The 13,912-nt window shown below is 69.8% G+C and carries 13 protein-coding genes; all 13 read left to right on the top strand.

The genetic code is table 11. The features are described 5' to 3' along the window. The 13 genes from ACIHIX_RS24455 to fxlM all read left to right on the top strand — a co-directional run bounded on the left by ACIHIX_RS24455 (position 1) and on the right by fxlM (position 13,859). Complete coding sequence (locus ACIHIX_RS24455; protein WP_399959530.1) at positions 1-1,248, top strand: acyl-CoA dehydrogenase family protein; 1,248 nt, start codon at positions 1-3, stop codon at positions 1,246-1,248. 60 nt (positions 1,249-1,308) lie between these two features. Further along, complete coding sequence (locus tag ACIHIX_RS24460) at positions 1,309-2,181, top strand: hypothetical protein (RefSeq protein WP_399959531.1); 873 nt, start codon at positions 1,309-1,311, stop codon at positions 2,179-2,181. 512 nt (positions 2,182-2,693) lie between these two features. Next, positions 2,694-3,257 carry a methyltransferase domain-containing protein gene (locus ACIHIX_RS24465; protein ID WP_399959533.1) on the top strand — a complete coding sequence of 188 codons (564 nt, stop codon included), beginning with the start codon at positions 2,694-2,696 and terminating at the stop codon, positions 3,255-3,257. A gap of 27 nt (positions 3,258-3,284) precedes the next feature. Continuing rightward, complete coding sequence (locus ACIHIX_RS24470; RefSeq protein WP_399959535.1) at positions 3,285-3,923, top strand: hypothetical protein; 639 nt, start codon at positions 3,285-3,287, stop codon at positions 3,921-3,923. Then, on the top strand, positions 3,920-4,720 hold the full coding sequence (locus ACIHIX_RS24475; protein ID WP_399959537.1) for an NUDIX hydrolase: 801 nt from the start codon (positions 3,920-3,922) through the stop codon (positions 4,718-4,720). Before ACIHIX_RS24470 ends, ACIHIX_RS24475 begins: the two co-directional genes overlap by 4 nt. Positions 4,721-4,723: 3 nt before the next feature. Continuing rightward, the gene (locus ACIHIX_RS24480; protein ID WP_399959539.1) at positions 4,724-5,560 is read left to right on the top strand and encodes a 2-keto-4-pentenoate hydratase; all 837 of its coding nucleotides are present in this window, start codon (positions 4,724-4,726) and stop codon (positions 5,558-5,560) included. 25 nt (positions 5,561-5,585) lie between these two features. Continuing rightward, positions 5,586-6,476 carry an acetylating acetaldehyde dehydrogenase gene (locus ACIHIX_RS24485; RefSeq protein WP_399959541.1) on the top strand — a complete coding sequence of 297 codons (891 nt, stop codon included), beginning with the start codon at positions 5,586-5,588 and terminating at the stop codon, positions 6,474-6,476. Then, positions 6,473-7,492, top strand: a complete 1,020-nt coding sequence (dmpG, locus tag ACIHIX_RS24490) for a 4-hydroxy-2-oxovalerate aldolase (RefSeq protein WP_399959543.1) — start codon at positions 6,473-6,475, stop codon at positions 7,490-7,492. The genes ACIHIX_RS24485 and dmpG overlap by 4 nt, the downstream gene beginning before the upstream one ends. Then, entirely contained in the window at positions 7,489-8,355 is an 867-nt protein-coding gene (locus ACIHIX_RS24495; protein ID WP_399959545.1) for an HpcH/HpaI aldolase/citrate lyase family protein, read from the top strand. Before dmpG ends, ACIHIX_RS24495 begins: the two co-directional genes overlap by 4 nt. Then, complete coding sequence (locus ACIHIX_RS24500; RefSeq protein ID WP_399959547.1) at positions 8,352-8,888, top strand: MaoC family dehydratase; 537 nt, start codon at positions 8,352-8,354, stop codon at positions 8,886-8,888. Before ACIHIX_RS24495 ends, ACIHIX_RS24500 begins: the two co-directional genes overlap by 4 nt. Before the next feature lie 36 nt (positions 8,889-8,924). Further along, on the top strand, positions 8,925-10,070 hold the full coding sequence (gene eis, locus ACIHIX_RS24505; RefSeq protein ID WP_399959549.1) for an enhanced intracellular survival protein Eis: 1,146 nt from the start codon (positions 8,925-8,927) through the stop codon (positions 10,068-10,070). Between the two features lie 438 nt (positions 10,071-10,508). Then, the gene (locus ACIHIX_RS24510; RefSeq protein WP_399959551.1) at positions 10,509-12,449 is read left to right on the top strand and encodes an ATP-binding cassette domain-containing protein; all 1,941 of its coding nucleotides are present in this window, start codon (positions 10,509-10,511) and stop codon (positions 12,447-12,449) included. A 114-nt stretch (positions 12,450-12,563) separates the two neighbouring features. Beyond that, positions 12,564-13,859, top strand: a complete 1,296-nt coding sequence (gene fxlM, locus ACIHIX_RS24515; RefSeq protein ID WP_399959553.1) for a methyltransferase, FxLD system — start codon at positions 12,564-12,566, stop codon at positions 13,857-13,859. The last annotated feature ends 53 nt before the right edge of the window (positions 13,860-13,912 follow it).

Consider the following 13,912-nt stretch of genomic DNA (forward strand, 5'->3'; position numbering starts at 1 on the left):
ATGCCTGCCACCTGGCCCACCGAAGTCCTCCCCCATCTCACCCCGGACCACCACCGGCTGTGGCACGAGGCCGACGCCTTCGCCGCCGAGCACATCGCACCCCGCGTCCCGCGGATGGAAGCCCATCCGCTCAAGGTCGAACGAGAGGCCGCCCAACTCATGGCCGACCTCGGCTGGTTCGGGGTGACCATTCCCTCGCAGTACGAAGGGATGGCGGCCGGGCATGTCGCCAAGACGGTGCTCATCCACCGGATCGGCACGGTTTCCGCCGCGGTGGCGGCCATCTTGCAGGCAAGCCTGATCCCGGCCGGAGCCGTGCATCTGTGGGGCACGGCCGAGCAGAAGACGACGTGGCTGCCGCTCGCGGCAGCGGGCCGGGTTCTCCTCTCGATCGCGGTCACCGAGCCGCAGGCCGGCGGACACATCGGCGGAATCGCCACGACCGCCGAACAAGACGGCGACGGGTGGATCATCACCGGAAACAAGATCCACATCGGTAACTCGCACCTAGCCGGCTGCCACGTGGTCCTCGCCCGGACCGCACCCCCTGGCGTCTGCGCCTCGCGCGCCCTTACGGCGTTCCTGGTCGAGCACGACCGCAAGGGCCTGACCGTCCAACCCCACCGGCCCGGACTGGGCCTGCGCGGCTTCACCAAAGGCCAGTTGAGCCTCGACCGCGTCCGCATCCCCGCGGCCAACGTGCTCGGCGAGATCGGCCAGGGCCTGTTCGTCGCCCAGAGCGCCAGCATCCTCTACGGCCGCCCCAACCTGACGGCCGTCAGCCTCGGCATCCATGAAGCCCTCGTCACCACGACCGTCAACTGGCTGACCACACGCAAGCGTTACGACGGGCACCTGTCCGACCTGCCCGTCGCTCGCGACCGGCTCGGCGCCATGCAAAACCGCCTCCAGACCGCCCGGGGCGTCGCCTACCAAGCCGTGCACCTTCTCGACCTGGGACTGGCCTGCGACGCTCAACTGATCAGCGCGAAAACCACCGGCCACGAACTCGCCGCCGACTCCGCCCGGGACGCCATGGAACTGCACGGCGCCCACGCCCTGGACGGCGACTACCCCCTCCAACGCCTCTTCCGCGACATCCCCTACACCTACGCGCCCGCCGGTACCGGCGAATTCCAGCGCATCCACCTCGCCCGCACCACTCTTCACGAGACCGAGGTCGAGTGGTCCCAGCGGATGGCGTCCGAAACAGCTGGGACCGCCGCCCCGGACCCGACCCCTGCATGACCCGCACGGCGACCTGCACCCCTTCTGCTCCGAACTCTTCTCTCCCGAAAGCAGCACACAATGCCATCCGTTGACGTACGTCAGGAAGCCGGCGACCAGTTCGAAAGTCTTGCGGAGCGTCTGCAACACATAGCCCAGGAGATCGTGCCGGTGGCCGAGCTGGTCACCCAACTACCCCTGCCCGACCAGGTAGGCATCCGCACCATGACGATCCCTGACTGGCTGCGGGCCCACCGCGACAGCGCGGACCAGCAGCTCCACACCGAGGCAGCCGAACTCAGCCCCTCCCGCACCGACATGAGAGAAGCCCGAGAGCTCCACCAGACCCGCTTAAGGGAGGTACGGCTGCTCTGGCCCACCGTGGGCGGCCAGGCAGTGAAGTGGGAGCCCGGGCAGCCGGAGGTGGTCGTCTTGCCCGCGGCGCTGCAGCAGGCAGGCCGGCTCCATGACGACCCGTTCCTCTACCGGGTCCTGGCACACGAGATGACCCGCATCGCGCAGTACACGGCCAGCAGCGGCACACTGTGGGCCTCCCAGTACACCTTCTTCCCGCAGCTGCGCGGCGTGTGGGGCTGGGACTACCCCTTCCTGACCGAGTGCCATGCACACGAAGCAGCCCAGCGGATCACCACGAAACTCCTGGGCCATCCCGTGCCCGCCAACGCTCCCAGCCCCTACGCCACCGTCCGCTACCGAAATCTCTGGGCCAACCCGCAGCGCCAGGCCCTCGCCACCCGCCACCTCAAGGGCGCCGAAGCCGTCGCCCAGATCATCAACACCCACCGTCTCGACGTGTTCAACCGAGTGTGGACCATCCCAGCCCTTGCCCCGCTGCGCGCAGAGACACACAGCAAAGCGGCCGCCTGGCAGGCCCGCTTCGCCACCCTCACTCCCGAAGGAGCGGCACCGCCATGGGGCCCATACGTCACCTGACCCGAGCAGCCCAACACGCCCAGGACAAGACGGCATCGGGTGACATGGGCCCACCCGCAGCAGCCCCGCCGCACACAAGATTCCCGGGCACCTGAGAGCTCCCGTGCACGGCAACCCCGTGAAGTCCACACCGCCGTGCACGGGCCCGGTCGGCCGCCGCACTCCCGGACAGTCGGCGATCCGGGCACCGGCGGCCGACCACCCGCACACCCGAACCTCAAGAACAACAAAGGCCCCAAGCCCCGTCCCACCGGACCAGGCCGTGGCCTGACCAAGCTCCCGCGCACGGTCACCACCGTTGCTCTCCACCGACCGTGCGCGGGTCCAACGTCCCGTGCTCGGCATCCCCCGTTGCCGAACGCGGGACACCGGCCCGGCACGGGGACGACAGTCCAACTCACCTCCCCACAAGGAGAAGGAACTGCCCCTGTGCCGGGCGCCCCATCATCAGCCCGCTACCCCTCGGCTCGCGGGCGCCGAGAAGGAGATCGCACGTGAATACCGGCCCCGGCATGACGACCGACAGCCCCCCGAACTTCTCCCCGTCCGAACAGCAATTGCGCGACGCGATGGTGCAGCACCTCATCGAGAGCGGCGCCGCCCGCAGCCCGCGCGTGGTAGCGGCCTTCCGCAAGGTGCCCCGGCACCTTGCGGCTCCCGAAGCAACGATGGCCAAAAGCTACGACGCCGAGTCCGCGCTGGTCACGAAGACCGACGCGGACGGCATGGACATCAGCTCCGTGTCGGCCCCCCGCATCCAGGCCCTGCAGATGGAGCAGGCCGACATCCACCCCGGCATGAACGTCCTGGAGATCGGTTCCGGCGGAGTGAACGCTGCCTACCTCGCCGAACTGGTCGGCGACCACGGTCGCGTCGTCACCATGGACATCGACCCCGAGGTCACTCAGCGAGCCACCCACTTCCTGAAGAGCGCCGGCTACCGGAACGTCACAGTGCTCACTGGTGACGGCGGGGGCGGCGCAACCGACTTCCAGCCCTTCGACCGCATCATCGTCACCGTCCAGGCAGCCGACATCCCCACCACCTGGGTGCACCAGCTCACGACGGGCGGCTGACTCGTCGTGCCCCTGCGGATGCGCGGCATGACGCGAACCATCGCCTTCGTCCGTGACGATGACCGGCTGGTCAGCGACGGCTTCGAGCGGTGCGGCTACGTCCCCATGCAGGGCGGGGGCGAGAACCGCATGCGGCTGGCCGTCCTCCACGACGTTCAGGAGGAAGAAATCGCCCTGCGCCTGGACGACCACCCCACGCCGGACACCAAAGCCCTGGCCGAAGTGCTGCGAATGCCCCGCCGCGACGCGTGGTCCGGCGTGACGCTCGCGGGCGACGAGTCCAACGAACACGTGGACCTCTGGCTGGCCACCGCCCTGGACGACCTGCCCCTCATGGCCGCGAAGCCCGCAGCCCGTAAACGGGGCCTCGTCGCCTCTGCCTCCCCGCTCGGTCTCCCCACGCTCGTCGTCGGCGACAGCTTCGCCTACCGCACCGTGCGGCCCACCGACGACCCCAACCGGTTCGAGTTGGGCGCCATCGGACACGGGCCCCGCGGCGGGGAAGTCGCCGAGCGGCTGGTAGCGGAGATACAGACGTGGAACAGCGACCACCGCGGCGATCGCGCGCACATCGAGGTCTACCCGGCCGGCACGCCGGACGAGCAACTCCCCGCGGGCCGGGTCATCGACCGGCCGCACTCCCGCGTCACGATCTCCTGGCCGTGACCGATCAGATTCAGGAGGCTTTGTTGCCCAGCCAGATGCAGTCTCCCGCCGTTGAGCTTCCCCGTGTCCGCCACCTGCTCCTGGAGGAGACGGCCCCTCCCCGGCTCACCGATGTACAGACAGCAGCCATGACGCGCAGATGGGAAGCGGCCCTTGCGGCAAACCCGTCGCTGTTCGACGGGCCCACCGTGGTGTGCGCGGGTCTGGAGTGGACGGACCCACAGACGCTGCTGGTGACCTGGTATCGGGCGACCTACCGCCTGTACCTGCTTCGCCTTGACCCGGTCCACGCCGTGCCCGCCCCATCGGTGTTCGTATCCGTAGCGCAGCCCACCGACGATGGGCGCCTGCTCGTCGGGCGGATGGCCTCGTCCACCGCGCATTCCGGACGCTGGCAGCTGCCCGGGGGAACGATCGAGCCGCCCCAGCAAGCGGGCGCCGCTCTGGACGTGGAGTGCCTGCGCCGGCACGCCGCGCAAGAGCTTGTGGAGGAGGTCGGGCGCAAAGTCGCCTTCGAAGAGCTGAAGTTGTGGACGGTGACCCGTGGCGACAAGGGCAACGTGGGAGTGCATTTCCGCGCCCCCGCCTGCCCCGCTGAGGCGATTGTCGAGCAGTACGAGCAGCTCGCCGCTGCGGAGGCGGCCCGGGGGCGCACCCCGGAGCTGGACCGTATTGCGTTCCTCGAGTCGGACGCCGATGTGGCAGGTCTCGGCGGCCGGTACGCCGACTTCCTGCCGGTGCTCGCCGCGCGCCATGCCGCGAGCGGGCAAACGGATCAGGCTCACCCGCGGAGGTAGACGATGGCCAGCCCAGCGCGCGCCGAAGGCCATCGTGCCGGCCAGACGATCGGGCCTGAAACGGACGAGAACGCCTTGGCTGATCTGGCCCGGGAGCTGGCCGACGCCTCCCGAACCGGGCCGCCCGTCCGGCACCTGTCCGAACGCTTCCCCGGTCTGACCCTTCAGGACGCCTACCGCATCCAATGGATCAACGTCGCGGAGCGGCTCGCGGCAGGCTCCTGCATTGCCGGTCACAAGATCGGATTGACCTCGGCTGCCATGCAGCACCAGATGGGCATCGACGAGCCCGACTCCGGAGTCGTCCTGAACGGCATGGTCGCCGCCAGCGGTACCCAGCTGCGGGCGGACGGCTTCAGGAACCCCAGGATCGAGACGGAGTTCGCGTTCCGGCTCGGTCGCGACCTGGCCGGGCCCTGCGACCTTCGCACCGTCCGTTGCGCCGTCGCCGACGTGTTCCTCGCGTTCGAGGTCCTCGACACCGTCTTCGCCGACTGGAACATCACTTTGGTCGACAGCGTCGCCGACAACGCCGCCTGCGCCGGAGTCATCACCGGCAACCCCGTCCCCTTCGATCCGGACTGGGACGCAGCCGCCGAGCAGATCCGGGTGGAGGCCGACGGCGTATCAGTCGCCGCGGGGCAGGGGCGGGACATTCTCGGGGACCCGCTCAAGGCGCTGGTCTGGTTGACGCAGCGTCTGCCCGTGCTGGGCACCACCTTGCGAGCCGGGGACATCGTGCTGGCCGGATCGGTGCACGCGAGCCTCCCACTGACCCCCGGCACACATTTCCGGGCCACGTCAACCCGGCTCCCCTCAGTCCATGTCCAGGCAGTATGACCCGCCACCCACACAGGGAACACCCATGCCATCGAACACCATGAACGCGGCCGTCCTCGGCTCCGGCTTACTCGGACTCGACCTGGTCGAGCGCATGCACCACTCCCCGCATCTGAACTGCGGGCTCGTCGTCGGCCGCACCCACCACAGCCGCGGACTGGCCCAGGCCGCCGAACTGGGCTGCCCCACCGCAGCGGGCGGCATCGCCGCCCTGCTCGAAGCGGACCAGAGCTTCGACATCGTCTTCGACGCCACCAACGCCTTCGAGCACCACGAGCACTGGACACGCCTCGCCGACACCGGCGCCGTGCTCATCGACCTCACCCCCACCAGCGCCGGCACGCTGATCGTGCCGGCCGTGAACGGCGACCAGGCCGCACGTCACCAGCACATCGGCCTCATCTCCTGCGGGGGCCAGGCTTCACTGCCCGTCCTCTACGCCCTCGCCCAGCACTACCGGCCGCAGTACGTGGAGATGGTGGCCACCGCCGCCAGCGCCAGCGTGGGCCGGGCCAGCCGGATCAACCTCGACGAGTACGTGCACACGACCCAAGCCGCCATCCGCCAGCTCACGCAGACCGGAGCGGTCAAGGCCATGCTGAACATCTCCGCAGCGAAACCCCCGCCGCCGTTCCGCATCGCCATGTCGCTGGTGGCCCCCGGGGTGGAGCAGGCCCGGGCCCGTGACGTCGTGGAGGCCGCTGCGTCGGCCATGCGGACCGTCGTTCCCGGCTACCGGATCACTTCATGCACCGTCACCGGCGACACGGTCCGTGTGATCGCGGAAGTCACCGCCACCCGCAACCGGATGCCGGTCCACGCCGGGAACCTCGAAGTGATCAGCGCCGCCGCCCTTTACACGGCCGAGCAGCACGCCCTCGCCCAGGCCCCCGCGCTCAAGGATCTCGCCCGATGACCGCCCAGACCACGGTGACCGTGCACGACCCCACCCTGCGCGACGGCCAGCACGCCGTACGGCACCAGCTGGATGCCGAGCAGATCCGCACCTACGCCGCAGCGGCCGACGCGGCCGGCGTCCCCGTCATCGAGGTCGGCCACGGCAACGGGATCGGCGCCTCCTCCCTCCAAGTGGGCCGCACCAGGCTCAGCGACGACGAGATGCTCGCTACCGCCCGCGAAGCCTGCGCCCACAGCAGGCTGGCCACCCTCATGCTGCCCGGCTGGGCCACCACCGCAGATGTTCGCAACGCCGTCCGCCTCGGCGTGGACGTCGTGCGCGTGGCCGCGCACTGCACCGAGGCCAGTGTTACCGAACGTCACCTGGGGGCCATCCGTGAGCTCGGCGCCGAGGCCCAGGGCGTGCTGCTGATGAGCCACATGGCATCTCCCGGCGAACTCGCCGAGCAGTGCGCCTTGATGACCGGATACGGCGCGCAGGCAGTGTGCCTCTTCGACAGCGCCGGCCACTTCCTGCCCGACGACGTCACCGCCCGGATCACCGCTGTCACCGCGGCAGTTGACGTGCCGGTGGCGTTCCACGGGCACAACAACCTCGCGATGGCCGTGGCGAACTCGGTCGCGGCCGTGGAGGCGGGCGCCCGCACGATCGACGCCTGCGCGCGCGGATTCGGCGCGGGCGCGGGCAACACCCAGCTGGAGGTCCTCGTGGCCGTCCTGGAGCGCTACGGCCACCGGACCGGAATCGACCTGCGGCGCCTGGCCGACGCCGCCGACCTCGCCGAGCGGACGCTGATGCCCGCCCCGCCGACGATCGACTCCACCAGTCTCGTCTCCGGGCTGGCCGGGGTGTTCTCCGGATTCAAGAAGCCTGTCCTGGCCGCGGCGGAAAGCGAGGGTGTGCACCCCTGGGACGTCTTCGTCGAGCTCGGCCGGCTTCGGGTCATCGCGGGGCAGGAGGACGTCATCCCGGACGCGGCACGCAGCCTGGCCTCACTGGAGGCCGGCCGATGACGCAGACACCTGCCCCAGCCGGGGTGTGGTTCGTCACGCCCGCGCACACCCCCTCCCGGTTCCCGGCAGCGCACGGCTGCGGCGCGGACGTCGCCCTGGTCGACCTGGAGGACTCCGTCCCCGCTGCGGCGAAGCCGCAGGCCCGCCAGGACGCCGCCGCGTTCTTCACTGCTCCCGCAGGAGGCTCCGGTTGCGTGCTCGGGATCCGGATCAATTCCCCCACCACACGTGACGGCATCCTTGACCTGGCCGCCATCGCCGACTACCCGGTCCGGCCGGACCTGGTGCTGATCCCCAAGGTCGACTCAGCCCGGGACATCGAGATCGCTGCGGGGACCCTCGACGCGTCCGACTACACGCCATACCTGTACGCGCTGATCGAGACCCCACGCGCACTGGAGGCCCTGCCGTCGATCGTGCGGGCCGACCGCATCGCCGGCGTGGTGTTCGGAACGGCCGACTACGCGACCGCCACCGGCTGCGCCCAGACCTGGGAAGCCCTGCAGCACGCCAGGTCCGCGCTCGTCACCAGCGCCGCCGCCGCAGGCATCCTCGCCATCGACTCCCCGTTCTTCGACCTGGACGCGCTGGAGACGCTGCGGCACGAATCGGAACGGGCCAAAGCCCTCGGCTTCGCCGGGAAGTGCTGCGTGCACCCCCACCAACTCCCCGTCGTCACCTCCGTGTTCACTCCCACAGAGGAACAGATCGCAGACGCCCGCGCCATCGTCGCCGCCGCTGCAGAAGCTGCGGGCCGCATCGTCCGAGTCGACGGACAGATGATCGGACCGCCCATGGTCGCGGCCGCCCGCACCCTGCTGGCCCGCGCCGCCGGCCGTACGCCTCGCGAGGTGAGCGCGTGAGCATCAGCATTCCGGCACCTGCGGGGTACCGGCGGATCGGCGAAGGCCGCTACCGCGAGGTCGTCGGTCTCGGCTACCACGAGCTGTGCGAGGGCGTAGTCATCGAGCACCGGCCCGGACGCACCATCACCGAGGCCGACAACGTCGTGATGACCACACTCGGCGGCAACGACGCCCCGATCCACACCGACGCCCAATACAGCACCCTCACCGCATGGGGCAGGCCCCTGGTGTGCAGCAGCATCACCCTTCACATCGTCGGCGCGATGACCGTCCGCAGCACCAGCGGCCTGACCCTGGCCAACCTGGGGTTCGACGAAGTCCGCTTCACCCACCCCGTGTTCGTGGGCGACACCCTGTATGCGGAAACGGAGATCATCGGCAGACGCCTGTCCCACAGCCGCCCGGACACCGGGATCGTCACCAGCCGCACCCGTGGCCACAACCAGGACGGCACGGCCGTCGTGACCTTTACGCGCAGTTTCTTCGTCCCCATCGACGCCGATGCCGTGCGCGAGCGCACCAACTACTGAAAGGGGGAAGGCGATATGCCGAATGCGGTCCGGATTGTGGCTGCCGACGACGAGCTGCGGCAGCAGTACGACACCCTCGCCACCCGCAGCTACGGCCATCCGGTGGGCGACATCACCCGCCTGCGCCCGCACGCGGACATCCGCGTCGCCGTCCGCGATGGGCGCGTCATCGCCGGGGGCCTGGGGCTCCTCGTCCCGCAGTTCTTCGGCGGGGCCCCGGTGCCCTCCGCCCTGCTCAGCGCCGGGTGCGTCGCCCCCGAGGAGCGCGGCGCCCGCCTCTCCGCCGACATGCTCGCCGAACGTCTCCGCCACCTGCGCGCACAGGGGGCGGTGATCTCCACACTGTGGACCACGTCGGGCGGATACGTCCGCCGCCTCGGCTGGGAATCCCCCATCCCCGTCTTCGCGTGGTCCATCGCCACCGACGACCTCAAACGGGCCTTCACCCGCTCGTCGATGCCGATCGAGTACGGCCGTACGGCGGAAGCCGACGCCCTGCAACGTCGTCTCGCCCGGCAATGGAACGGCCCCGTCGAGCGCCCGCACTGGTGGCCGAGCTGGATCGACGGCAAGCAGCAGCTGACCACATACCGGTTCGGCCCCGCACAGTCCCCCACGGGGCTGCTGTCGTTCACCATGAAACGCCGCGAGCCGCACGGCATGCAGCTGACCGTGCACGACTTCTGGGCCGCCGACGCACCCACCGTCGCCGAGATGATGGCGTTCCTCGCCAGCCACCACACCCGCGCCCCATCCATCCACTTCCGGCGCTCCGCCCTCCCTCCGTACCCGGCGCTGCTGCACGCCCTCCACCGGTACCGGCCCACCGCGGAAGCATGGCACCCCTGGATGCTGCGCATCCTCGACGTGGTCGAAGCCGTGCGCCTACGGGGCTGGCCGCAAGAACTCAGCACCACGCTGCCCTTGGAAATTGAAAGCGAGGACGGCCAGACCTGGGAGCGCTACGTACTCGAAGTGAAAGCAGGAGACGGACAACTCACCAAGGCTCACGCCCCTGCTGAAGTCCAGCTGACCCGGCGGCAACTGGCCGTCTGGTACGCCGGTGGCTACCGGACAGCGGCCGCAGCCCGTCTGGCGGGAGTAACAGCCAAAACCGACACCGCGCTCAGCCGACTCATCGGGACGATCCAACACGAACCCTGGCTGCCGGACCACTTCTGAGCTCCCAGCGGCAGCCTCCCCGGCGCAGGAAGGCGCACGTCATTCTGGTTCTCCGCTGATTCCCGCTCGATCTGGTGCGCATGCTGTGCGGAGCTGCTCCACGCGGCCGCCGGATCCAAGGATGCTCAGTCGTACACGCGCCCTTCCTCCATCGGGATCGTCTCCCTCCCCAGCCTCCCAGAGCATGCCCGAACACCAGTTCCGAAAGGCCGCCCCATCATGCCCGGCCGTACATGCCCACCCGGTTTGGCCGTGTCGGCGTTTCGGCCATTTCCCGCTCACAGCCACTCCAAGCCAGACCAGGGATCGGGCGCCTGCCAAGTCCGCGAACGCAGAAGATTCCAGGCTTCCCAGCACGACCGAATGACGTGTGTTCGATACCGCAGTCATGTCGTTAAACCTCACGACTCAGCCGCAGCGACCGTCCTAGGGGGAACGATGACCTCGGCCATTACGCAGGACCAACCGCCGCAACCACCCAAGGGGAGCGCGCCGGACGGCGAACCGCAGCAAGCCGGTGTTCGAGAGGAGGAGTACCTCTTCCGCGACAAATCCAGGCTCCAAGCCGGCTCCCTGCTGACCTCCCGCACCATGGCGCGACGGCTGCCCTCGCTCGTGCGGAGCTCGGTGCGGATGGCCTGGCGGGTGGACCGCGGCGCGACCATCGGCCTGCTGGTGTGCCAGATCGCAACGGGCATCCTCACGGCCCTGGGCCTTCTGGCCGTCACGGGTACGATCACCGCCCTCATTTCCTCGGGCGGCATCACCGAGCGGCTGTGGGACGCAGCCCCCCAGCTGGCCGTGATCGCCGCCGCCACCGGACTGCGCGCACTGCTGGGCATCGCCGTCGTCTGGCTGACCGGCCGTCTGCGCCCGGTGCTCAGCCGGGCAGCGGAGCTGACGATGATCGAGGCCGCACTGGGCGCCGAACTGGCCGCCAACAACAAGCCCGGCTACAACGACGCCTACGACATCGCCGACCGCGGCGCCCAGGTCACCCCCGACCTCGTCGAAGAAGCGCAGGACGTCCTCGCGGCGATCGCTACGCTCACGGCTGGCGCCGCCGTCCTGACCGTCCTGCACCCGCTGCTCCTGCCCCTTCTCTTCCTCGCGTGCCTGCCGCAGGCCGCCGCATACATCCGTTCCGCACGTGTGCTCTACCTCGCCGCCCTGGAGACCTCCGGGCGGCGCCGGATGCTGGGCAAACTGCGCTGGCACATGGCCTACACGGAATCCAGCGAGGAGATGCGCGCGTGCCTGGCCGGTCCCTTCCTGATCGGCCGCTATCGGAAGCTGGCCGCCTCGGTCAACGCGGCCGAACGCACGGCCGCGAACACCGGGGCCTGGATGGGCCTGGCCGGAGCCGTGGCCGGCGGACTCGCCTCAACTGCGGTGTGGGCGGCGCTGCTGTGGCTCCTGGCCTCCGGCCGAATGAGCCTGGCCGCCGGTGGCGGAGCCGTCTTCGCTCTCCAGACGGCCACCAGCTCGGTGCGGGCCATCATCAACGGCGGGGCCCGCCTGGTACGCACCGGCTGGTACGTGCAGGACTGGCAGAACTTCCTCGACAACGCCCACGGCCAGGCCATGGCAGACTCCCGCGGAACCACTCCCGTGATCGCAGCCCCGGAGCGCTTCGAGGTCCGCGACGTCACCTACCGCTACGACGGCGCCCCGAAAGACAGCTTGAGCGGCATCTCTCTGCACGTGCGGCGCGGGGAAATCGTGGCGCTCGTCGGGGAGAACGGCTCCGGCAAGACGACCCTTTCGCGCCTGCTGTGCGGACTGCTGCTGCCCACCGAAGGCGACGTGGCCTGGGACCACGCCTCCACAGCGGACTTGGACCCGTGGGAGTCGTGGAAGCATGTCGCGCTGGTGCCGCAGAAGTTCACGTACCTGCCGCTGACGATGCGCGACAACATCACCTTCGGGCAGGGCGACACCAGCGACGCGGCCCTGCTCGCCGCCTGCGAGGCGTCCGGCGCCTCAGAGATGTTGCCGGGCCTGCGCTCGGGCCTGAACACCCTGCTGACCAGCGAGTGGTTCGGCGGGCAGCAGCTCTCGGGCGGGCAGTGGCAGCGCCTCGTTCTCACCCGAGCGTTCCACCGGCAGGCGGCGCTGCTGGTGATGGACGAGCCCACGGCCGCTCTCGACGCCCGGGCCGAGCACCGGATCTTCGCCGGTCTGCGCGAACTGGCCAAGGACCGCGCCATCTTGTTGATCACGCACCGCCTCACCAACGTCGCCGTCGCCGACCGAATCGTGGTGTTGAACGAAGGGCGGATCGTCCAGGAGGGCACCTACGCCGAGCTCACCCAGCAGCCAGGGCTGTTCCGGACCCTGTGGGAGCTGCAGCGCCAGATGAGCGGGGACACCCCGTGACCACCATCAACGGGCCCGCGCCAGGGCCACCGGCCTGCTGGACCAAGACACCGGCCCGCTCCTGATGCTCCGTTCGCAGCATGTTCCCGTCCAAGGAACCCGGAAAGGAGTGCCGTGACGAGTTCGCCGGCAACCGAACTCGGCGACGCGAGCAAGCTTCGCCACCAGCTCGTGGAGCGACTCCGCGCCGACAGCCATATCCGCTCCGCCGCAGTCGAGCACGCCTTCCGCACCGTGCCCCGGCACGCCTTTGCCCCCGAGATCCCCCTTCCCGCTGCATACGCCAACGACATCGTCCCGACTCGACACAGCCACGACGGCCGGGTCACCAGCTCCATTTCCGCGCCGTGGCTGCAGGCCGAGATGCTCGAAGCCGCCCGCATCCGGGCCGGCCACCGCGTTCTGGAAATCGGCTCCGGCGGCTACAACGCCGCTCTCCTCGCCCAACTCGTCGGTCCGACCGGTCACATCACCACCCTCGACATCGACCCCGCCGTCACTGACCGGGCCCGCCGCTTCCTGCCCCAGGCCGGATACGACCAGGTGAGCGTGGTCACCGCCGACGCCGAGCACCTGCCCGCCAGTGTGGTTCCGGACGGCGGCTTCGACGCCATCGTGGTCACCGTCGACACCTGGGACCTGCCCTGGATCGACGCCCTGGCCGAAGGCGGCCGCCTCGTCGCACCGCTGCGTCTGCACGGCTACCACTGGGCCATCGGATTGACCAAGAATAACGGGACCCTGCACAGCGACGAGCCGCTCATCATCTGCGGCTTTGTCGCCATGCAGGGCGACGGCGCATGGACGTCGAACCGCCGCACCGTCCCCGGCACCGGCATCCATCTGTCTTGGGAAGACGGCACCCCACTGCCCGTCGACCAACTCGCCCCCGCCCTCACCCGCGAGCCGACCGTCACCCGCACCAACGTCACGGTCGGCGGACAGGAACCCTTCGACGCCCTCACCCTCTACCTCGCCGGCGCCCTGCCTGGCTTCTGCCGACTGGAAGCCGACCCCGAAGGCGACAACAAGCTCCTCCACCCGCCGCCGAAGCACTGGCCCGCCGCCACGATCGTGCGCGGGAGCTCCCTCGCCCAGCTGGCCACCGAGCGCATCGGCGACGGGGACGACGGCAAGGGCCGCTACGAGTTCGTCATCCACGGCTACGGCGACCACGGACACCGTTCCGCGCAGGAGATGGCCCAGCAGGTCCAGTACTGGCAACTCAACCACCGCGGCGCCCGCTGCCCCCTCATCACCGCTCGCCCCACCGCTGCCCCCGGCCCGGCAGGCACGGACCACGAACCACACGTGTTCGCCAAGAAGCACACCCGCATCACCGTGGACTGGCCGCTCGTGCCCGGCAGCACTGCGCGCCCCACCAACCCGGGGAGCTGCGACACCCGATGAACGGCGGTACCTCCCGGCCACCGCTTACTCCTCCGTGCTGCGTGCTCGCCCGT

It is taken from the genome of Streptomyces sp. NPDC051913, assembly GCF_044593635.1.
Lineage (GTDB): Bacteria > Actinomycetota > Actinomycetes > Streptomycetales > Streptomycetaceae > Streptomyces.